Consider the following 21800-nt stretch of genomic DNA (forward strand, 5'->3'; position numbering starts at 1 on the left):
TTGATTTTTATTCCATTTTTTCATCCTTGACTTTTTCATAGATTTTTTGTGCAACGCTAGTGAAAAACGGTGTAAACATTATTAAGTTAGAACAATTTTTGTGAAGTTCTCTGATATGATAAAGTATACACGATTAGAATCAAGAATTAAACTTCAGGAAAACTCTAGTCGGATTTATCAAAGCGGAGGAAACCATGAAAGTAGAAAATAAGCAACACCGATTTTTACAGAATTTAACCGAGATATTACTTGTTTCAACGAAACTGGGGGTTTCATCGTTCGGGGGACCGATCGCTCATTTAGGGTATTTTCATGAAGAATATGTACGCAGAAGAAAATGGCTCGATGAAAAAAGTTATGCTGATTTAGTGGCTCTGTGCCAGTTTCTTCCTGGTCCGGCCAGCAGTCAGGTTGGGATCGGAATTGGTGTGATCCGGGGCGGGCTTCTCGGCGGCGTGTTAGCTTTTCTCGGGTTTACAGTTCCATCGGTATTGGCATTGATCGTTTTTGCATTGATACTGAAAGGATTGCATATAGATGATGCTGGCTGGATCCATGGATTGAAAATCGTAGCCGTGGCTGTTGTAGCCCATGCGATTATCGGAATGGGCGAGAAACTTACCCCCGATCTGAAGCGCAAAATGATCGCCTTATTCGCGATTGTTACGACGCTTATATGGCAGTCTGCTTTCACACAGGTTGGAATCATCCTGCTCTCGGGATTAGTTGGTTATCTTATGTTTAAAGAGAGTGAAGCTGAAACTAAAGCAAATTTCCGGGTTCCAATTTCGCGCCGCTTTGCGATTCTTTGTTTGTTATTGTTTTTCGGACTATTGCTTATTTTGCCTTTAGCCAGGGAAGCAAACTCTTCAAATTGGGTAGCCATGTTTGACAGCTTTTACCGCGCAGGATCGCTTGTTTTTGGAGGAGGTCATGTGGTTCTGCCATTGCTTGAACGGGAATTAGTTCCGTCCGGCTATATAAGCGAAGAAGCTTTTCTTGCCGGTTATGGTGCAGCACAGGCTGTTCCCGGCCCGTTGTTCACTTTTGCGGCTTACATTGGTGCCGTAATAAACGGATGGCAGGGTGGACTGCTCGCCACTATAGCAATTTTCCTGCCGGCATTTCTGCTGATATTCGGAACACTTCCTTTTTGGGATACACTTAGGCGTAACCCGAAAATCAGGGGCGCTTTAATGGGGGTCAACGCAGCGGTTGTCGGGATTTTGATTGCTGCTTTTTATGATCCGATTTGGACGAGTTCGATACTCGCACCAATTGACTTTGCGTTTGCTGCTATCCTTTTCAGCATGCTGGTGTATTGGAAGCTTCCGCCATGGATCATCGTCTTAACGGGAGCAATCGGCGGATCGTTGATCCAGTTTCTTCACTAGAGGCAACTATCCGAAACCAATAAAAGACAATGGATGAAAACTTTCAACCATTGTCTTTAAATTAAGCGACTCTATTTAAATTCTTAAACTGCCCTTTTGATAAAACAGTTATTTCAAGACGATGGGCTATCAAACCGGCGACTACTGACAGAATGATATCCTTCGGAAGGGGGACAACCATCCAGAGCCAGGCCATCTTGTAGGTAAATCCTTCTGGCGCGGCGAACCAAATCTTGTAAGCGGCATACATCCAATTCGTCCCGAACATATAATTAATCGCCATTCCAAGTAGTGCTGCGGTTACGAACATTGCGACACTTTTATTTTTACGAACGAGGACGCCGATCACATATGCCGTAAGTATATAGGAGAGAATAAATCCAAAAGTAGGGCTGAAAATAGTTGAAAATCCTGCTCCAAACTGTGCGAACACAGGTACACCAACTAAGCCAACAAACGCATAAACCGCCATCGACAGCGCTCCTAAGCGACTGCCGAGAATCGCCCCGGCCAGTATTGCAATAAATGTTTGTAATGTGATCGGGACGCCACCAACCTCCATAAAAGGGACGATTGACGTAATATTCGCTCCGACAGCCATCATCGCTACAAACATCCCCACCAGCGTAATATCAAGAGCACGTAGTTTCTTGTTCATCATAGTTCCTCCAAAAAAACAAAATTATACATTAAAGAATAAGGGAATTGGTTTAGATATGTCAACTGAAAATAAAAAATAGTTAACGTTTTATCGGCTACAGGAATCATAACCGACATTATTGACTTATGTTAAAATTATGGTGTGGGCATGTATGAAATCGTAACAATAAAAAAGCGATTATGATGGTATTTTAAATCGTTCATTGAAAAATAAAATCAACCTATTAAAATATGTTGGAAGTCAGAAAATTCATATTATTTTAAAATAACCAAGAAATGCTTTGATCAAGACTGTACATAACTTTGAGTTTGCGAAAAAATTTGTGCGGGAGGAATTTTCTGTGAAAAAAACAGGACAAATCGCGCTTGTCAGCATCTCGATTGCATTCACGTTAATCCAATTTGTTATTTTTAATGACCCCATTGAAAAAGAGGCAATTGATTTTATCCTTGCGACGGCAATAGCCTGGTTTGTCGGCTGGCACTTAGATAAAGTGAAATTTTATGCAAAGGAAAGAAGAGAAAGCGAAGAAAGCTACAAGCAATTGATTGAATCACTTCCAGAGTGTGTGATTATACATCACCATGGCATAATCCTTTATGTAAATAAAGCTGCTGAGGTAATGGCTGCTGCCAAAAACAAAGAGGAGTTAATTGGCCGGTCCATTTTTGATTTTCTTCCAAGGGAAGAGGACGACCTGGTAAAAGAGCGTATCGAACAAGTTTACAAGGAAAAAAAGCCGTTAATTAATTTTGAGCATAGAGTAACAAGGTTGGATGGAAAATCGATTTTTTTCGAAGAGTCATCCCTCTATATTTTGTTTGAGGGCAAGGAAGCTGTTTTATCGATCGGCAAGGATATAACGGATCGGAAAGAAAAAACAGAACGCCTATTAGAAAAGTCTGAAAAACTCGCACTTGTCGGACAAATGGCGGCAGGGATAGCCCATGAAATTCGCAACCCGCTCACTTCTATTAAAGGATTTATCCAATTGTTTCGTTCCAACAACAGCCAGGAAGAGTATTTTGAAATCGTTTTAGCCGAGTTAGAACGAATTAATTTAATTGTCGGGGAATTTTTAGTTCTGGCTAAGCCGACTTTAATTAATTTTCAGGAGAAAAATTTAAAAAATGTAATAGAAGATGTCGTGATGCTGATTAACACACAATCGATATTAAATAATGTTGAAATTTGTGTTGAGTTTGGTGCGGATATTCCAAACATCTCCTGTGAAGAAAATCAATTGAAGCAGCTTTTTATCAATATTTTAAAAAATGGTATAGAAGCGATGCCAATGGGTGGAACGATAGATTTAATAGTTAAAAAAAAGGAAGATAGGAAGGTTTCGATTCTTTTTATTGATCACGGCGTCGGAATTCCTGAAGAGCGGATCCCAACATTGGGAGAACCTTTTTACACGACGAAGGAAAAAGGTACAGGCCTCGGCTTAATGACCTGTTATAAAATTGTCGAAACGCATCATGGCGAATTGAACATTACGAGTAAAGTAAATCAAGGCACCACCATTGAAATCATATTGCCTGTCCTCAAAAAAGAAGGCATAAACGAAGAAATTACTGCTTTGCACGCCTAAACCGATACTTTCTCTATCGTCTCTATTGAGCGTAAGAATATACTGATTTAACATACAAATGCCACGCAAAAGTTTAAAACCATTTGGAAAGGGAATTTTATATAGAAACGGCTAGGAGGGATAATTGATGGCAGGAAAAAAATTGATGATGACAACGATAGCGTTAGGGACAGCATTTCTTTTACGAGATAAGAAATCCCGTCAAAAACTTAAAGAACAGTTTCAGGCCTTTAGTGGAAGGTCCGGCAAAAACAGATTTGAATAATTTTGTGAAACCCTTGAATATTCAGGGGTTTTTGATTGCAATTAACATTCCATAACCGATAAGCATGATGAAAAAATCCACAAGAGGATATTAAAGGAATAATGGGGAAATCCTAACCTAAAAGACTGTAAAAGAGGTGTGAGTATGCAGCCTATTAGTGGACAGATAATCTCAGGTGAATTCGATCACGTTCACAACCATTTTTCCGTTCAAAAAGTGAAAAACTTATCCACCTTGTCAGTGTTAAACGAACAACAAATTTCGATGCTGTACCGTTATTTAAAGTTGCATGAAAACGAAGAGGATGGCCAAATTGTGACGTTATACGACCAAATCCCTGTCATGTTAACACAATTTGAAACGAAATTACTGTTAAGGGATTTGGAAAGAGTCCAGCAGCTTTACAAGCAGTGTTGAATATTCGGCTGCCGCCCAGAAATGTTCAAATGGTCGAAAATCCCATGATGATTATCCGCAGTCATGGTAATAATATTAGCGATTACGATGGAAAGAAGGGATCATGATGGGATTGGAATGGTTTGATCGAGTAACTGGGGAGCTTCAGGATCATCTTGAGTCATTGTGTGATAAATACGACCAGCTCGGCCACATGTCGATTGACAGAGGAGCACGTCATCCGCGAATTGAATTTTATGTCGAGACAACTGACGATGACCGCGATTATTTTTGCACACTTTCATTTGACCCGCACAATGACGAGTTTTATATGGACACCTTTGACATTGAGACAGCACAAAATTCAAAAACGATTCTCGCTGATATTGAGGATATTACTGACGCAGTACATGAAAGCTTTCATGACTACATGAACGGCGATGACGATATCATTGGTGATTATGAACCTGCAGACGATTTTGCCGGGGAAGAAGAGGAATACTATATGGCGGAAGCAGAGCCGGACGGGGATATCATCAATCAAATTGATGTCGAATGGAAAACCCCTGAGGTCACAGCATTTATGCATGAAGATGAAGTTGAGGTCACCTATCAATTTGGGGTCGTTGAAGAGACAGGTGATGGCGTCCTTCGCCGCGTAAACCGAATCTGGACTGAAGATGATGACCTGATTAAGGATGAATCCAACTTTATTTTCAGCAAAGAAGAAGCTAATACGATTATCGCGCTGATTGCCACACATATGGATTCAATGAGTGAATTTAATTTTGACCAGCAATAGCAAACACAATTTGAAAAAAAATCCCCTGGAGGGGATTTTTAATTGTTAGCCACCAATATGTGACATTTCGACTTTTTTTCTGCTGACATTTCTCTCTGGATTTTTATCGCGCATTTCAGAATAACGGTCATGGCGATTTTCCCATATACCTGTGACAATCTGCGCAAGTTCGTCATTCGATTTGTTTGCGCGAAGAGGGGTGCGCAAATCGTGACCGTCTCCTGAAAACAGGCATGTGTAAAGTTTGCCTTCGGCTGACAGACGGGCGCGGTTGCAGGTTGAGCAAAACGCTTCCGTAACGGATGATATAATCCCAAATTCACTGTCTGCTCCAAGATAACGAAATCTTGCCGCTACTTCGCCGCTGTAATTCGGTGATATCTGCTCAAAAGGTAATACATGAGAGATATCTTCAAGAATTTCCCGCCTTGAATATACCTTTTCCATGTTCCATTTGTTTGTATTTCCGACATCCATGAATTCGATAAAGCGCAAAATATGGCCTTCATCTTTAAAAAACTGTGCCATTGGAACGACCTCATGCTCATTGACGCCTTTTTGGACAACCATGTTAATTTTAACCTTCAGCCCTGCTTTTGCCGCTGCATCAATCCCTTTTAATACAGCATCAACTTTGACTCCTCTGCCGTTTATTTTCGCAAACAAATCATCATTTAATGAGTCAAGGCTGACGGAAACACGTTGTAAGCCTGCTTGCTTGAGCTGCCCGGCATACTTGCTTAAAAGTACGCCATTTGTCGTCATTGCGATGTCATTGATTCCATCGATCTGGAAGATCTTTTCAATCAGCGCCGGCAGGTCTTTTCTCATTAATGGTTCACCGCCGGTAATCCGGATTTTCTTAATCCCAAATGCACCTGAAAAAATATCGACCAGCCGCGTAATTTCCTCAAAAGAAAGCAACTGGTCCTTGGGTAAGAAAGGGAAGTCCGGTCCAAAGATTTCCGCTGGCATGCAATACGTACACCGAAAGTTGCAGCGATCCGTCACAGAAATGCGCAGATCCCGCAATGGACGTCGCAGCTGGTCCTGCAGAAGTTTTTTCTCCATAAATTATTTTACATCCTCTCTTGATGCCCTGGTCGCGATGATTCTTTCTGTATGAGAGTATACATTAAAGGAATTGCCTCTAATAAATCCGACTGCCGTGATGTTTAAATCGTCTGCTAATTTAATGGCAAGATCAGTAGGCGCCGACTTTGACAAAATGATTCCTACTCCGATTTTTGCCGCCTTTAACAGTACTTCAGATGAAATTCTTCCGCTAAAAGCGATAATTTTATCTTGCACCGGTATTCGATTTTGCACACAATACCCAAGGATTTTATCCAATGCATTATGCCGGCCGATATCCGTTCGGTTAACAATCATACCATCTGGTGAAAACAGGGCTGCATTGTGAACTCCGCCAGTTTCCTGGAAAACAACACTATTATCCTGAAGCGCTTTCATGAACAGAATACACTGTTGTGGCGTCAAGGTAATTTTTGATGTAGAAGTTTTAGCTGTTTTTGCATCATTATAAAAATAAAACTGTCTGCTTTTTCCGCAGCAGGAGCCGATAAATCTTTTCGAAAAAAATTGCTGGCTTACAGGTATCTCTTTTGCTGTTTCGACATAAGCAAAACCTTTGCTTTCGTCGATGTGCAGTTCTTTGACATCATCGTGAAAACGGATAACTCCTTCTGACGCTAAAAAGCCGAAAATAAGCTCTTCCAAGTTTTTCGGAGTACAGACCATTGTTGCGAATTCGGAGCCATTGAGCATAACTGTCAAAGGGAATTCCGTGACGATTTGATCCTCTTTTTCTTGCAAGCTGCCATTTTCAAACTTTAAAATTTTATTATTACTCCTGATTTGAGTTTCCATTTTTACACCCACCTGACGAGGATAACTGAATTACCCAAAATATTAGCACTAAGAAAATCTAAAATGCAAGTATTATTACTATACCCATAGTGAAAATGAAAAAAAGCAGTTGTGAAAATTAAAATTAAATGATAAAATTTACTAAAAGTTCACCAATTTGTAACATTTTAATCTCGGGATAGCGAACCTGTTTACGAGTTAAAATGAAGCAAAGTTTTGAAAGCGATTTACTGTTGGTATGCAGCAGCGTAACCTGTTGGCAGCTAACCGTCGGATCTTTTCCCATTAATAGGGGAGGTTTGACGGTTTTTTAATGAGTTTTTGAAAAAAGGGGAGTGTAGAGAATGGAAAAAACAAAAAACAGATGGCTTATTGCCGCTTCAGCAGTGGGAATTCATATTTCAATCGGTTCTGTTTATGCATGGAGTGTTTTTACGAAGCCACTGGCAAGTGAATTTGGTTGGGACTTAACAGACATCAGTTTAACATTCAGCCTGGCGATTCTATTTTTAGGCTTGTCTGCCGCTTTTTTGGGACATTTCGTTGAAAAATACGGACCAAGAAAGGCAGGAATCCTTGCAGCAGTCTTTTTTGGTGTCGGTGTTACCGGCTCAGGGCTCGCGATTAATTTAGAATCGTTGCCTTTGTTGTATCTTTTCTATGGGGTGTTAGGTGGAATCGGGCTTGGAGTTGGTTATATCGCTCCTGTGTCTACATTGGTCAAATGGTTCCCTGACAGAAGAGGTTTGGCGACTGGCCTTGCGATTATGGGTTTTGGGTTTGCGTCATTAATCAGCAGCCCGATTATGCAAAAGTTAATTGAGGCAGTTGGAATTGCCAATACTTTTTACATCCTGGGAATTTCCTACTTTGTCATCATGATTTCTTCGTCTCTTTACCTGGCTCCACCAAAGCAAGGCTGGATGCCGGCAGGCTTTGAGGAGAAAATGAAATCTGGCGCGGCTGCTGTAAAGAGGGATTTATCGCAACTGACAGCTAATGAAGCGATTAAGACAAGAAGATTTTATTACATATGGATTATGCTGTTTATTAATATTACGTGTGGAATTGCGATCATTTCTTCCGCATCACCGCTGGCACAGGAAAGCGTTGGCCTAAGCGCAGCTGCTGCTGCAGCCCTTGTGGGAGTGCTCGGAGCATTTAATGGTTTCGGCAGAATTGGCTGGGCATCAATTTCGGATTATATTGGCCGTCCGAATACGTACACCGCTTTTTTCTTAATTCAAGTTATAGCGTTCCCGTTAGTGACGATGACTGACAATCCAGTCATGTTCCAGATTTTACTGGCGATCATATATACATGTTATGGCGGAGGTTTTGCTGCCATCCCGGCCTATATTGGCGACTTGTTTGGAACAAAACAGCTTGGGGCAATCCATGGCTATATTTTAACGGCTTGGGCTGCAGCAGGACTAGTCGGACCAATGTTTGCTTCCAAGGTACGTGAAACAACTGGAAGTTATTCGCAAAGTTTATTGGTGTTTACTGCTTTATTCGTGGTCGCATTAGCCGTTTCATTATTGATTCGCATCGATATCAAGAAGTTAAGCGAAAAGCAAAACAGCAGCAGCGTAAAAGCAGCAAGTTGACAATATAGCAAATAATTGATTAACTTATAAAGCGATATCATTAGATGACACTGTTTGCATAGTGATTAACAAGAAAAGATTGTAATGAAGGATTGAAATGCAATGAATAAGTATGAGGCAGAATTCAGCAACTTAGTACGTTCCTTTCGGAAAAAGCATATGGGAAAAGGTCCAGGTAAAGTGACGACCAAGTTTTGTAAAAACTGGGCAATTTGCGAGATGGAGGGCAATTTGTCCCCGGTTGAAAAATTTATTGCCAGTGCTGACGAAGGAAAACAAATGCTTCGTGCTGCAAGAACAGAAATGGTTAAACAAATGTATAAGAAAAACACGCCTGTTGAAATGGAAGAATTTCTCCAGAGCAAACTGATCGACTTGTTTGTCGATATTGACATCGATCGGGACTTTGGAATGTCGGTGTTTGTCTTTGACCAGGACATCGAAAAAAAGTTTTGTACATGAGTCAATTTCACAATATAATGAGCTAAACCAAAAAACGAATGAATTCTATATATTCAGAAGTATACCGTAGCAACGAATCATACTATCTTAATTTTAAGTCAATGTTCGTTTTTCAATTAAAGAATTGCTTTATGAAATTCAGTCATATAAAACAACTTTTGCTTATTGGGAGTTGGCACTTGGTAGCGAACCTGCTAAAGACTAACCACCGTACACTCGGAGCTTCACGTGTATGGTGGTTTTTATTTTCTACAAAGGAGTTATGGAAAAATGGGGAAAACAAAGCATACTGGACCGATAAAATTAGATACTAGACCAAAACCGGCATTATGGGCAGGACTTGCACCGATGGGGCTGGGTAAAGTGAAGCCTCACCATATTAAGGATACGATGAAGGTTGTTTGGGATAACAAAGACAATCTTCCCTACGCATACCGAATTTTAACACAGGGTGTGTGCGATGGTTGTGCGCTTGGCGTTTCCGGATTATATGACCAGACGCTGACCGGGCCGCATCTATGCACAACAAGACTGAATGTCCTTCGCCTCAACACGATGTCAGCGATTGATCCGACGTGGCTTGAAGATGTCGAGAAGATGCAACAGCTTGACAGCACGCAACTGCGAAAATTGGGCCGGATTCCATACCCGCTTTCCCGTAAAAAAGGAGAGAAAAAGTTCACCAGACTTTCTTGGGATGAGGCACTCGACCGGATTGCTGAGAAAATCAAAAGCATTGATCCAAAGCAGCTTGCTTTTTATTTAACCGCTCGTGGTATTACGAATGAAGTTTACTATACAGCTGCCAAAACAGCGCGTTTCCTGGGTACAAATAATATCGATAACGCTTCACGGATTTGTCACTCTCCAAGTAAGACGGCTTTAAAGCGATCAATGGGAATCGGTGCATCCAGCTGTAATTATAAAGATTGGATCGGAACCGATGTATTGGTGTTCTGGGGATCCGTTGCAGCGAACAATCAGCCGGTCTCAACGAAATATATGTATGCGGCGAAGAAAGCCGGTACAAAAATTATAACGATCAATCCATATCGCGAACCAGCAATGGAGAAATACTGGATTCCGTCAATTGCTGAAAGTGCTGTATTTGGAACAAAAATTGTCGATGATGTTTACCAGGTCAACATCGGCGGCGATATCGCCTTTATGAATGGCGTCATGAAGCATTGGTTTGAAATGGAGGAAAAACAGCCGGGCTCAGCTATTGACCATGCATTCGTCAATGAACATACAAATGGTTACAATGAGCTAAAAGATCATTTAAAAATCCAGGACTGGGAGCAGCTCGAGAAATCGTCTGGTGTAACCCGGGAAAGAATGCTTGAATTTGCAGAATTACTTGCCGGATCAAAATCCGCTGTCTTTGTGTGGAGCATGGGCTTAACCCAGCATCGCTTCGCAACCGATAATATTTCACAAGTAGCAAACCTTGCAATGCTTCGCGGCTTTATCGGTAAAAAGTATTGTGGTGTTATGCCAATCCGCGGGCATAGCGGTGTGCAGGGATCAGGAGAAATGGGCGCCGATCCGTTTGTTATGCCGGGCGGAGACTTTGACGAGCAAAACATTGAAAGAGTTGAAAAGGTCTGGAAATTCCCGATTCCGCGTTGGCAGGGGGATACAGTCGGGCAGACGCTTGAAAATATCATGCTCCCGGACGACCATGAACGCAAGGTGAAACTATTCTTTACAAGCGGAGGCAACTTCCTTGAAACGATGCCTGATCCGAATTTTATGAAACAAGTATTAGAGAATGTTGAATTACGTGTCCATCAGGACATTATCTTTAACACTTCTACACTTGTTGACGCGCAGGATGAAGTGATTGTGCTGCCGGCGATGACCCGCTACGAACAGCCGGGCGGAGGAACTTCAACAAGTACTGAACGAATGGTTTACTTTAGTTCAGAAATTGACGGGCCGCGTATTGAAGAAGCTCGGGCAGAGTGGGAAATTTATGTTGATCTTGCTTCAAGAGTGTTTCCTGAGAAAAAGCATCTCATCCATTTCAATAATGCTGAAGAAATTCGTGCGGAAATTGCTGAAGCTAATCCGTATTATGACGGAATTCAGCATTTGGAAAATCGCGGTGACGTTTTTCAATGGGGCGGTGCGTGGCTGTGTGAAGATGGATTATTTCCGACTCCAAACGGAAAAGGAAATCTTTTGTCGATCGAAATTCCAGAACTCCGCAAAACGGAAGGCCATTTCTATGTAACATCACGCCGTGGTAAACAGTTCAACTCAATGGTTTATAGCGACAAAGATTCATTCAACGGGGCTGACCGTTATGACATCGTTATGAACGCAGAAGATGCAGCAAAATTGCGGATTAATGAAGGTGATACAGTTGTTGCGTATAACCAGTTTGGCACCTATCAAGGACGAGCCAAATTTGAAGATATCAAATCCGGCAATATCGCGGTCTATTGGCCGGAAGGAAATGTTCTTCTTCCAAAGGGTGTATATGAAAAGTACTCGCAAATTCCTGAATACAATACAGGTGTGATTCTAGAAAAGGCAGACACCTTCCATGCCCAGAAAGATAGAAAGTATGTTGAAAAAAGAGTAGAAGAATTAGAAATGAGTGTCGACTAAGTCGGGTTTCTTCTATAATATATTCTTTTAGGATCCGGTCAGATTTTTTGAACCGGATCTTTTTTGGTTTGAGAGGGTGAGCAGACCAAATTTGTTACGATGTCTTCCCAAAGAAAGTCCTGTTATTAAATGGGGTTCGCTTAATATCCGGTTCATTATACCCACTTCCTGCTGTTGCTAGTTTTAAGTCGATCACTACTCGGGGAAAACAAAAATCCACATGAAACATCAATGTAACGTTATCGTTAACAGCTTGTAAAATAAATCCGCTAAACTATGAATACTAATAGCAGAACTTGGAGGTATTTATGGAATCATATTTGCAAAAATCGCTTGATGAGTGGAAAGAAGAAATTTCTGAAGTGCTTGATGCCGTAGAAAAAGAGTATGAAGAAGTAAAGCAAGATCTCAAGGTGTATTCATATAAATACGGCATTACAAAACAAGTGATTCAATCGACGGTTAATGATGAGATTATTAATCATATCCGCCAGCTATACCATAAGCCTTTTGAAGAAAAATACCAGGAATTGAAGGATTATATGCGTGAACTTGACGAAAAAAGAAAAGTATTTCAAATGTTTGTACATAAAATCGATGAAGTAAAACGGAAAGAAACAAATCCAGTGGCCACTCATGCAGTGCAAACCTTCTAAATTTATATAATTTCTGCCCGTGTCGGTGTCCCTGCATGGGTTTTTAATTTTTTCCTAAAACGAGCAAATTATTTCATAATTCGAATGAGATATGAGAAAATGAAATGGAAATTTTTATAAGGAGGAAAAAAGTATGAGAAGCCTGACAGATACGACTACGTTACATAATGGAGTAAAGATGCCATGGTTCGGATTCGGTGTATTTAAAGTCAAAGAGGGTCAAGAAGTCATCGAGTCGGTCAAGGCCGCGTTAAAAGCGGGTTACCGGAGCGTTGATACTGCTGCAGTTTATAAAAATGAAGAAGGAGTCGGCCAGGCAATCAAAGAATCGGGCGTTCCCCGCGAAGAGTTGTTTGTGACGACAAAAGTTTGGAACGCGGACCAAGGCTTTGATTCTGCGCTAAATGCATTTGAAACGAGTTTAAAGAAGCTGGAGCTTGACTATGTAGATCTGTATCTTATTCACTGGCCGGTCAAAGGGAAGTATAAAGAAACCTGGAGAGCTCTCGAGCAGCTTTATAAAGATGGAAGAGTTCGCGCAATTGGCGTAAGTAATTTTCATATCCACCACCTACAGGATCTTCTTGCAGATGCAGAAATTAAACCGATGGTCAATCAGGTTGAGCTGCATCCATTGCTTGCACAAATTGAGCTGCATGAGTTTTGCAAAAATCAAGGCATCCAAATGGAAGCATGGTCACCATTGGCACAAGGTGAATTGCTCAATAACAATGCCCTGAAGGAAATTGGCGCTAAATACCATAAATCACCTGCACAAGTCATTCTTCGCTGGGATTTGCAGAGAGAAATAGTTACGATTCCTAAATCAATCAATGAAAATCGGATCATCGAAAATGCGAACATTTTCGATTTCGAACTTTCACGGGACGATATGGAAAAGATAAACTCGTTAAATGAAAACCGTCGCGTCGGAGCAGATCCAGACAATTTTGATTTTTAATGACAGAATTGATTTCATAAAAGGAAAAACGGTTTTGTTATTGAGAATATATGGATGACCCATTCTCTTGATAAGCGTTGCCCAAATTCTGGTTTTGTCACATTAAAAAATTGACAATTAATCTCGTTTCATATATAGTAAATGACAATATAACCGCATATGTTTACTTCTTATCCAGAGAGGTGGAGGGATTTGGCCCTTTGATACCTCGGCAGCAGACTCTTAAAGAGCACTGTGCCAATTCCAACAAGCGTTATGCTTGGCAGATAAGACAGGATTGGATATAACGCCAACCTCTTCTTATTGTTACGGAATGGACGATAGGAAGGGGTTTTTATTTTACCAAAAACCCACTAAACCAATCGGAATAAATGAGAATAGGAGCAAGTATAAAGTGAAAAAAATAGATTGTTCTGCCGAACTGGAAAAGGAAATTTTCATCGCCAAGCTGCTGGACCTCGGCATTTATAAAAAAGGGGACCGCCAACTGTTTGAATTATCGCTCGATGACCTCACGGAGGAATATGAAAGAATTATGAATGTAAAAATTTTTGAATGAGAGGAAGAGGATTTATGATCGGTCACATAAATATACCATGGAAGAATCAAATGCTTGCTGCTTCGATTGATTTTCCCGTATCATTTCAGCAAGGGGCTTCCTATCCACTCGTCATCATTTGCCATGGGTTTACCGGGAGCAGGATCGGTGTCGATCGTCTGTTTGTTAAAACGGCTCAACATTTAAATCTTGATCAATGTGCCGTGCTGCGATTTGATTATGCTGGATGTGGAGAAAGCTCTGGTGAATATGGAAAAAATGGTTTGTGTGAGCTGATTGAGCAAACAGAAGCAGTTATTGATTATGCTTTTGAGCAGAACGCCCTCATTGTGGAAGAAGTGTTTTTATTGGGGCACAGTCTTGGAGGGGCGGTGGCCTTGTTGACCGCAGCAGGGGATGCAAGAGTTCGTAACCTGATTCTTTGGTCAGCAGTCGCAAATCCGGACATTGATATTAAAATGATTGTCGGGAAAGAGAGATTGCAGGAGTTGTCAAAATCTTGCCATGTAGACTATTTGGGTTATTACCTGACAGATAACTTTTTTAACTCTTTGGAAAAGTATAAGCCGTTAACCGTGGCGCGGGAATTGACCGGAAATGTACTGCTTATTCACGGAACCAATGATGATGAAATTCCGGTAGAGTATTGCCGTCTCTACGAAAAAGCTTTTTCTAAAAGAGGGAAAGGAACATGTCAAAGGAAAGAAATCAGCGGTGCCAATCATACATTTTCCGATGCTGAGCACTTTTCTAAATTAATTTCGGTGACAAGGGCATGGATCAAAGCCAGAAAAAGTGAATCCAGTTTCTCTGATGTTTCTTAACAAATTTAACCAAAAAGCATAACAACTATGATGGCTTTATGCTTTTCTTATTAATTGTTCCCTTACACTCACCAAAAAGCAGAGCCGACTAAAAGCCGGCACTGATCTTTTATAATATTCTTCTTCCTTGTTGTGATAGGGCATAGTAAATGCCGTGCTGCAAAGTCTGAAAACAATGGTATTGGCTTAATTTCACTTTTACTTCCGTAATTTGCATGCTGATCTCCGCAGACATACCGACCAAAATCGTCTCTGTTCCAATCAACCTGGCAGCAGCTGCAAGTTTAACGATTAAATCAATCGCATAATTATTCAAGCTTTGATGTAAAGCCGTCAAATCAAGAACCAAATATTTTGCCTGGTAATGGGGGAGGCGGTGCAGTGTTTTTTCAATTAGCTCATCGGAACGAAGATCATCATATTGACCGAGCAGGGGAACAACGACAATTTCCTCCAAGACCGGAATAATCGGTGAAGAAATATCGCTAATTAAATCCGTTAAATTTTTTGTTCGTTCTTCAACAAGTTTTTCCAGCTTTTCAATCTCTTCTGTTTCTCGTCTTCTCGCAAGTTGGTGAATATTTTGGTCAACAGTGACGGTAGAAGGGAAGTATTCAAACTTGCAAAAATCATCGCCCTCAATTTGGCTCTGGAGAATGTTATAGCCGATATTCTCGCCAAACAGACCAGACAGCAAGCCTGCAAAATGGCTGGGAAGAAAAGATCCGGCACGGGTCTTTTCCTGGGCTTTATTAATTTTATATTCCCATGAGTTTTTCATTCGAATAACAGCCGTCTTGTCGGTTTCACTAATTTCGTCTACAACAATTCGGCCCCAGCCTGCAGAAGCATATGTATTTGTGAGTGCTGAAACGATTGCTTCTATACGTAAAGACATACTCTGGAAATATTCACCAACAACGATTCCCTGTCGAAAGCCCGCAGCTTGAATCACAAGATTTGCTGCATCATCGCCAGAAACTTCTTCAATTGCATCAAAAAAAGTTTTCATTGCCGACGAAATCCAAAATAGGACTGCATCGTCCTTTTCGAATAAAAAGGTTCCATTCTCAAGATCCCATTGAAAATTTAATCCGCCTGCATCGATTTCTAAAGGTTTGTTTTCCAATTGCCTGCTTCCTCTCAAACGTATATTTGCATTCATTATATATAAATTAAACGATAATGCAAAAAAGAAAGGATTGAATTATTGATGGTAAAAAATTCTCGGTCCAGCATAAAACAAGATTTTCTCGATATCGGTATTAATAATAATTGTTCACGCTTGTACATATAACGCACAAAAAAACCGATCCCGGGCAGGGACCGATTGTTAGACATTTAATAATTCGTCACTGTTAATAACTTCTCTTTCGGTAATAATTCTCTCAATTTCATAGCCTTCGAGTGTCTCTTGTTTGAGAAGGGCTGCTACTAAATTACGAAATTGGAAATCATGTGCTTTGATTAAAGTTTGTGATTTTTCAAGGGCGTCGTCAAATAATGCTTGCATTTTCGCTTCTTTTTCCCCTTTATTAAAGGTTAACGAGAAACCTTCCTGAAGCAAGCCGGTGTCAACCATTTGCTCGATCATGTGCTTCGCTTGTTTGACATCGCCGCTGACCCCAATGCTATGCTCGCCTAAATGCAATCTTTCTGCCAAACCGCCGGCGAGGATCATTGCGATTTGATCCAAAAGCTCGCTTGTAGTAGACAGATGAAGCTCTTTTGGAATTGGTGCCACATAACCAAGCGCATCTCCACGCGGGATTATGGTTGCTTTTCTGACAGAGCCAGGTTTTGTTAAAGCGGCAACAAGAGCATGTCCAGCTTCATGAATAGCGACACGCCGTTTCGTTTCAGCATCCTGTAATGTCCGTGACGTGCTGCCAAGAATCGTTCGGTCTAAAGCGTAATCCAGATCATTTTTTTTGATCGAATCCTGTCCGTTACGAACAGCCCGCCTGCTTGCTGTTTCAAAAAGTGATTCCAATTCGGCACCGGAAAAGCCTGATGTGCTCTCAGAAAGCTCATTCAAAGATGCCATTACGTCAGCAGCAAGTTTTTTCCCTTTCGTATGGATGTCGATAATCTCCCGGCGTCCTTTTGTATCAGGAAGCGGCACATGGAAGGAAAAATCGATCCGGCCTGGTCGGAGAAATGCTTCATCCAACATATCCTTCCTGTTGGTTGCTGCAATAAATAAAATTCCATCATTGGAGTGCCCGCCATCAAGCTGGACGAGCAATTCAGTTAAAGTTTTCTCGCTTTCCTCACCGCCGTGGGGCTTTCTTTTACCTGCAAGAGCATCCACTTCGTCTATGAATATAACAGCGGGAGACTGCTTGCGGGCGTTTTGGAATAAGCTGCGAACGCGGGAAGCACCAACACCTACAAACATTTCATTGAAGCTGGAACCGCTTGCTGAGAAGAAGGCTGCCCCGAGTTCATGGGCAATCGCCTGTGCAAGCAGTGTTTTGCCTGTGCCGGGAGGTCCGTACAGCAGGATTCCCTTTGGAGGCTTTATGCCAATTTTGGCAGAACGATCCGAGTCTTTTAATATTGTGAGGGTCTGGATGATTTCTTCTTTCATTTCATCCTGAAGACCACCGACATCATTCAATGAGATGGAAGGAAGAGGTCGTGCTTTCGTCACACTTTGTTTGTTCGTTTTTGTGGCACTAAAGCTTCCTTTTTTCTGTAAAATGATCGCTGTAGCAACCAGCAAGATGACCAGACCGCCCATTAGTAGACTTCCATAGCCGCTGCCGGCAGAATAACTATATTGAACATTGTAGTTTTCAACAAGCTTTGTAGCCATTTGGCTTCCGGGCGGGATTTGCGAAACAAACTTCCCGTTGTCCGTTGTCAATTCTAATGTGCCGTTTGCCTCTTCGTGCAAAGTTACCGTCTTCCCGTTCTGTTGTTGGATCATCTTTTCCATAGAGGAAAAAGGGACAGCAGTAAATTTACCCGGCTCATGAATAATCCAAATACATGCTGATACTATAACAATAACCGCTGCGATGAGCGGAATAATTTTATGTTTGAACTTTGAATTAGATTTCAATCACTTCAGCTCCTTCATGAATCTATATACCATTATAAGAGAATGAGAGGCCAATTGAATAGGGAATAGGACATAATCTTTATTGGTGGATGTTGGTAATCAATTGATTGCAATGGTATGTGCTGTCTCGGACTAGCTATTATTTTCTTTTCTTGGTATCTTCCTATGGTTATAATAGAAATGAATGTTAACGTCACGGAAACCCCCAAGCCTTATAGAACCATGAGTGGAGCAAAGGAGGAAGCAGAAATGAAAGTGTTATGGGATTTGGACGGAACAATCATCGATTCATGGCCGACACTTGTTGAAGCATTCATCCAGGTGTCAGGAAAGGATTTAGACCGGGAAGATGTGCTGCCGCGTTTAAAATATGGAACAGCTTACTCTGATTATGGTGTGCCTGCCTATAAAATCACTGAATTCCGTGACATTGAACGGACATTTGCCCATGATCGGAAACCGCTCTTTCCTTTTGTCCAAGGTCCTGTTGCGTGCGGACCTTAATGTTCTTGTCACGCACAGGAACCGGCGATCAACTGAAGCATTGCTTGATTACTGGGACCTTCACCTTTTTTTATGGAAGTAATTTGTCCCGAAGATGATGGATATTCACCAAAGCCCGATATTGATGCCTATGAGTATCTACAGAAACGGTATGGAATTCAACTTGCAATCGGAGATCAGGAAACGGACTTAATTCCTGCCAGGGCACTTGGAATGGCAACCTGTTCGTTCCAAAATCCAAACGAGTATGCAGACTATTGTTTTTCTTGCTACTCCGAATTTAAAATTTTTTAAAGCCAACATTGAATTTTTTTCTAAATTATTCTAATGTATACATAGTGAATATATTATGTTTCTGCTGCACAAGAAATATGATTAAAAAGCGGAGGGAAGATATATGCTTAAAACTCCGATCGGACGCTTCAGGCTGATGGGCTTTATAGAAGGTGCTTCATTGTTGATACTTTTATTTATTGCAATGCCACTTAAATACTTTGCAGGGATTCCTGAAGTGGTCAGTGTTGTCGGAGCACTTCATGGTTTTTTCTTTATTGCTTATGTTTTGATTATCGCTTATACAACCTTTAAAATTCGCTGGTCGTTTGTTTGGGTGGCCAGTGCGGTCGCCGTTGCTTTCATTCCGTTTGGCAATATGATCCTCGACATCCGTTTACAGCGGTCCGGAATTGCTTAAGAACCGGGTTCTTTATATTTTTTAAAAATAGAGCAGATGTTTATCTAAAATATAAAAGGGAATAAAGGTAACTAAAATACAGACCATCATTGCTGGGGTGTTGCCTATGGATAAGCATGATCATTATGTTAACGAAAAAGCCAGAAAAATGGTTGAAGAATTTAAAAATGGTCCTGACTATCTCTTTTTGGTTAAATCAATCGAAAAGCTTAGCGATGTGTCGCAAGGTAAAAAAATGAACAGCGAATATTCAATCCGGTATTTAGAAAACTTTCTGTTTCGCCAATTTAAATATAAAATCATGCAACATGATGGTAAACGACTTTTTATCAAAAAGAGAAATTAATATGCCAAAATGATCCCTAACTGAACTGGATTGATTTTTAGAAAACAATGCCTTCTTTAATGCGAAAAACCCCATGCTAATGTAAAGCATGGGGTTTGGCCTATTGGATTAAATTCAGGAATTGCTTTGTACGCGGTTCTTGTGGGTTTGTGAAAATTTCTTCAGGTCGGCCGCGTTCAACGATTACTCCGCCATCCATGAAAATGACTTCGTCTGCCGCTTCCCTGGCAAAGCGCATTTCATGTGTAACGACAACCATCGTTTTCCCCTCGTTTGCAAGATCCTTCATGACTTTCAACACTTCTCCGACAAGCTCAGGATCAAGTGCAGAAGTAGGCTCATCAAAAAGCATGACTTTCGGCTCCATCGCCAGGCCCCTCGCAATCCCGACCCGCTGCTGCTGGCCGCCGGATAATTGGAACGGATAGAAACCGAATTTGTCAGCTAAGCCAACCTTGGCAAGTAGTGCCTCTGCCAATTTTCGCGCCTCAGCTTTGGATTGTCCTTTGACCGTAACAGGGCCTTCCATTACATTTTCCAAAGCAGTCATATGAGGGAACAGATTATAGTTTTGAAAAACCATCCCTGTCATCCTGCGAAAAGCCGCTATGTTTTTTTTCTGGAGCTTCTCGGAAAAATCGATCCTTTTATCCTCAATCGCAATCGTGCCGGCTGTCGGTGTTTCCAGCAGGTTTAAACAACGAAGCAAAGTAGTTTTTCCTGAACCGGAAGGGCCAATCACAACGACAACTTTTCCTTTTTCAACCTCAAGATCTATTCCTTTTAAAACTTCCAGCGTATCAAAGCGTTTGTATAAATCATTAACAGAAATCATAGTTCTTCTCCTTCCATGTTAAAAGTCTCATCTTGATACATAACGATCAAACCGACCCTCGAGTTTTCCTTGAACGATGGAAAGGAGGAAGCAAATAATCCAGTAGATGAGTGCCGCTTCTGTATAAAGAAGGAGAAATTCATAGTTGGTCGCGGCAATTTCCTGAGCCCGCCTAAACATTTCCGTAACGAGAATAAGCGCAGCAAGCGAAGTATCTTTGACCAGACTAATAAATGTATTTGAAAGGGGAGGGATTGATACTCTCGAAGCCTGGGGAAGGATAATCCGCCGCAAAATTTGCGAATAAGACATCCCGATCGAGTAGCCGGCTTCCCATTGCCCCTTCGGAACCGATAATATTGAGGCCCGGATAATTTCAGATGCGTAGGCACCAACATTCAATGAAAAAGCTATAACAGCAGCTGGAAACGGGTCAATCACGATTCCAGCCGTGGGCAGCCCGTAGAAAATGATAAATAATTGGACGAGCAGAGGTGTTCCCCTGATGGCAGAAACATAGACTCTGGCGAACGTTTGCAAAGGCTTTATGGTTGAGATTCTCGCCAGTGCTGTCAATATCGCCAGTATTAATCCAATAATAAACGAGATAATCGTTAAAGGTATTGTATTAAAAATAGCCCCCTCCAGCAGCGGCTGGAGGGAACTCCTCGCAATTTCAATAAGGCGCTCAGTTCTATCGGGATCAGGGAAAATGCTATTCAAGTACATTTTCGCCAAACCATTTCTTGGAGATTTGTTCATATGTGCCATCTGCAATGATTTCATCTAAAGCGTTGTTTACTTCTTCAACAAGCGTCCCGCTGCCTTTACGGAACATCAAACCGCTTTGGGCTGCGTCTTCAGATGTTGCTGCAATTTTAATCGGTGCATCCGGTCTTTTATTTGTAAAGTCAAGAAACGAAAGCTTGTCGTTGATCGTAGCATCGACACGATTTGAATTTAAAAGCTCAATTGCCTGGTTAAAGCCTTCAACTCCAACAATTTCTGCACCATACGATTTGGCAAGCTCAGCATAGTTGCTTGTCATCGATTGGGCCGACTTTTTCCCTTCAAGATCTTCAAAATTCTTGATGTCAGTATTATCTTTGCGCGTAATCAGCACAGCTGCAGAAGTAATATAAGGCTTTGAAAAATCGTATTTTTCTTCGCGGTCCGGTTTAATTCCAACCTGGTTGGCGATCATATCAAAACGCTTTGAATCAAGACCGGCAAACATCGCATCCCATTGTGTTTCCATAAAGACAGGTTCCACATCGAGCCGGTTCGAAACTTCTGTCGCTAACTCAACATCAAAGCCGGTTAATTCTCCTTTGTCATCATGAAATGAAAAAGGAGGGTATGTACCTTCTGTACCGATCAATAATTTACCATCCTCTTTTACCTTCACCAGTAAATCTTCCTCTGTGTTATCACCTTCAGCAGCATTATTTTCTTGATTGTTATCAGCTTCATTGTTATTATCATTCGTTCCGCATGCGGATATGATTAGCATAAAACTAAATAACAGTGCAAATAAAAGTGTAAGCTTTTTCACAAATAATTCCCCCTCAATTCTGATAGTTTTTGTCGGCATTAGTTATCATAGTACATGTCCTATACCCTGTCAAAGAATATTTATCCGTTACTATCATTTCCAC

The 21800-nt window shown here is 41.2% G+C and carries 24 protein-coding genes, 1 pseudogene and 1 riboswitch; of the genes and pseudogenes, 17 read left to right on the forward strand and 8 right to left on the reverse strand.

Going from position 1 to position 21800, the window contains the following annotated elements:
* Positions 1-194: 194 nt before the first annotated feature.
* Entirely contained in the window at positions 195-1394 is a 1200-nt protein-coding gene (chrA, locus tag CVD23_RS12095) for a chromate efflux transporter (RefSeq protein ID WP_101578589.1), read from the forward strand.
* Between the two features lie 61 nt (positions 1395-1455).
* Here the strand turns inward: chrA and CVD23_RS12100 are convergent, their stop codons facing one another.
* A complete protein-coding gene (locus CVD23_RS12100; protein ID WP_101578590.1) occupies positions 1456-2052 on the reverse strand; it encodes a biotin transporter BioY in 597 nt (198 codons plus the stop codon).
* 343 nt (positions 2053-2395) lie between these two features.
* Between CVD23_RS12100 and CVD23_RS12105 the strand changes: the two genes are divergently transcribed.
* From CVD23_RS12105 to CVD23_RS12115, 4 genes are all read left to right on the forward strand, one after another.
* Positions 2396-3649, forward strand: a complete 1254-nt coding sequence (locus tag CVD23_RS12105) for an ATP-binding protein (RefSeq protein WP_101666169.1) — start codon at positions 2396-2398, stop codon at positions 3647-3649.
* 127 nt (positions 3650-3776) lie between these two features.
* Positions 3777-3914 (forward strand): hypothetical protein, encoded by a 138-nt coding sequence (locus tag CVD23_RS21980; RefSeq protein WP_180955646.1) that lies wholly within the window; start codon positions 3777-3779, stop codon positions 3912-3914.
* Between the two features lie 144 nt (positions 3915-4058).
* Entirely contained in the window at positions 4059-4331 is a 273-nt protein-coding gene (locus CVD23_RS12110) for a hypothetical protein (protein WP_101578592.1), read from the forward strand.
* A gap of 106 nt (positions 4332-4437) precedes the next feature.
* Positions 4438-5112 carry a hypothetical protein gene (locus CVD23_RS12115; RefSeq protein WP_101666170.1) on the forward strand — a complete coding sequence of 225 codons (675 nt, stop codon included), beginning with the start codon at positions 4438-4440 and terminating at the stop codon, positions 5110-5112.
* Between the two features lie 45 nt (positions 5113-5157).
* Here CVD23_RS12115 and moaA read toward each other — a convergent pair whose 3' ends face one another.
* On the reverse strand, positions 5158-6183 hold the full coding sequence (gene moaA, locus CVD23_RS12120) for a GTP 3',8-cyclase MoaA (RefSeq protein ID WP_101666171.1): 1026 nt from the start codon (positions 6181-6183) through the stop codon (positions 5158-5160).
* Between the two features lie 3 nt (positions 6184-6186).
* Positions 6187-7002 carry a formate dehydrogenase accessory sulfurtransferase FdhD gene (gene fdhD, locus CVD23_RS12125; protein WP_101666172.1) on the reverse strand — a complete coding sequence of 272 codons (816 nt, stop codon included), beginning with the start codon at positions 7000-7002 and terminating at the stop codon, positions 6187-6189.
* 344 nt (positions 7003-7346) lie between these two features.
* On the opposite strand from fdhD, the gene CVD23_RS12130 reads away from it, so the two are divergent.
* The 7 genes from CVD23_RS12130 to CVD23_RS12160 all read left to right on the forward strand — a co-directional run bounded on the left by CVD23_RS12130 (position 7347) and on the right by CVD23_RS12160 (position 14693).
* Entirely contained in the window at positions 7347-8612 is a 1266-nt protein-coding gene (locus CVD23_RS12130) for an L-lactate MFS transporter (RefSeq protein ID WP_101666173.1), read from the forward strand.
* 102 nt (positions 8613-8714) lie between these two features.
* On the forward strand, positions 8715-9074 hold the full coding sequence (locus CVD23_RS12135) for a DUF2294 domain-containing protein (RefSeq protein ID WP_101578597.1): 360 nt from the start codon (positions 8715-8717) through the stop codon (positions 9072-9074).
* Positions 9075-9344: 270 nt separating this feature from the next.
* Positions 9345-11693: an FdhF/YdeP family oxidoreductase gene (locus CVD23_RS12140; RefSeq protein WP_101666174.1), complete on the forward strand. Its 2349-nt coding sequence runs from the start codon at positions 9345-9347 to the stop codon at positions 11691-11693.
* A gap of 308 nt (positions 11694-12001) precedes the next feature.
* Positions 12002-12349, forward strand: a complete 348-nt coding sequence (locus CVD23_RS12145) for a hypothetical protein (RefSeq protein WP_101666175.1) — start codon at positions 12002-12004, stop codon at positions 12347-12349.
* 133 nt (positions 12350-12482) lie between these two features.
* Complete coding sequence (locus tag CVD23_RS12150; RefSeq protein WP_101666176.1) at positions 12483-13310, forward strand: aldo/keto reductase; 828 nt, start codon at positions 12483-12485, stop codon at positions 13308-13310.
* Positions 13311-13477: 167 nt separating this feature from the next.
* A riboswitch (SAM riboswitch) is annotated at positions 13478-13583 on the forward strand.
* Between the two features lie 121 nt (positions 13584-13704).
* Positions 13705-13869 (forward strand): Fur-regulated basic protein FbpA, encoded by a 165-nt coding sequence (locus tag CVD23_RS12155; RefSeq protein ID WP_245917505.1) that lies wholly within the window; start codon positions 13705-13707, stop codon positions 13867-13869.
* Positions 13870-13883: 14 nt separating this feature from the next.
* Positions 13884-14693, forward strand: a complete 810-nt coding sequence (locus CVD23_RS12160) for an alpha/beta hydrolase family protein (RefSeq protein WP_101666177.1) — start codon at positions 13884-13886, stop codon at positions 14691-14693.
* 109 nt (positions 14694-14802) lie between these two features.
* Here the strand turns inward: CVD23_RS12160 and CVD23_RS12165 are convergent, their stop codons facing one another.
* Positions 14803-15822 carry an STAS domain-containing protein gene (locus CVD23_RS12165; RefSeq protein WP_101578602.1) on the reverse strand — a complete coding sequence of 340 codons (1020 nt, stop codon included), beginning with the start codon at positions 15820-15822 and terminating at the stop codon, positions 14803-14805.
* Between the two features lie 204 nt (positions 15823-16026).
* Positions 16027-17763, reverse strand: a complete 1737-nt coding sequence (locus tag CVD23_RS12170; protein WP_101666178.1) for an AAA family ATPase — start codon at positions 17761-17763, stop codon at positions 16027-16029.
* Between the two features lie 249 nt (positions 17764-18012).
* On the opposite strand from CVD23_RS12170, the gene CVD23_RS22480 reads away from it, so the two are divergent.
* The 5 genes and pseudogenes from CVD23_RS22480 (at position 18013) to CVD23_RS12185 (ending at position 19307) form a co-directional block, all read left to right on the forward strand.
* Positions 18013-18267 carry a hypothetical protein gene (locus tag CVD23_RS22480; RefSeq protein ID WP_257988379.1) on the forward strand — a complete coding sequence of 85 codons (255 nt, stop codon included), beginning with the start codon at positions 18013-18015 and terminating at the stop codon, positions 18265-18267.
* A gap of 72 nt (positions 18268-18339) precedes the next feature.
* Positions 18340-18561, forward strand: coding sequence for a hypothetical protein (locus tag CVD23_RS22485; RefSeq protein ID WP_257988380.1), 222 nt, complete (start codon positions 18340-18342; stop codon positions 18559-18561).
* A 103-nt stretch (positions 18562-18664) separates the two neighbouring features.
* Positions 18665-18946: pseudogene (locus tag CVD23_RS12180) on the forward strand (DUF3817 domain-containing protein); the annotation flags it as partial.
* A complete protein-coding gene (locus CVD23_RS22890; RefSeq protein ID WP_373270863.1) occupies positions 18874-19026 on the forward strand; it encodes a hypothetical protein in 153 nt (50 codons plus the stop codon). The pseudogene CVD23_RS12180 and the gene CVD23_RS22890, both read left to right, overlap by 73 nt.
* A 41-nt stretch (positions 19027-19067) precedes the next feature.
* On the forward strand, positions 19068-19307 hold the full coding sequence (locus CVD23_RS12185) for a hypothetical protein (protein WP_101578606.1): 240 nt from the start codon (positions 19068-19070) through the stop codon (positions 19305-19307).
* A gap of 100 nt (positions 19308-19407) precedes the next feature.
* Here CVD23_RS12185 and CVD23_RS12190 read toward each other — a convergent pair whose 3' ends face one another.
* Genes CVD23_RS12190 through CVD23_RS12200 form a run of 3 tightly spaced genes read right to left on the reverse strand, consistent with a single transcriptional unit; the run spans position 19408 to position 21697 of the window.
* Complete coding sequence (locus tag CVD23_RS12190; RefSeq protein ID WP_101666180.1) at positions 19408-20142, reverse strand: amino acid ABC transporter ATP-binding protein; 735 nt, start codon at positions 20140-20142, stop codon at positions 19408-19410.
* A 27-nt stretch (positions 20143-20169) separates the two neighbouring features.
* On the reverse strand, positions 20170-20871 hold the full coding sequence (locus tag CVD23_RS12195) for an amino acid ABC transporter permease (RefSeq protein WP_101666188.1): 702 nt from the start codon (positions 20869-20871) through the stop codon (positions 20170-20172).
* Entirely contained in the window at positions 20858-21697 is an 840-nt protein-coding gene (locus CVD23_RS12200; protein WP_308314938.1) for an amino acid ABC transporter substrate-binding protein, read from the reverse strand. Before CVD23_RS12200 ends, CVD23_RS12195 begins: the two co-directional genes overlap by 14 nt.
* Positions 21698-21800: the final 103 nt, after the last annotated feature.

It is taken from the genome of Bacillus sp. V33-4, assembly GCF_002860225.1.
GTDB classification, from domain to species: Bacteria; Bacillota; Bacilli; order Bacillales; family Cytobacillaceae; genus Bacillus_BJ; species Bacillus_BJ canaveralius.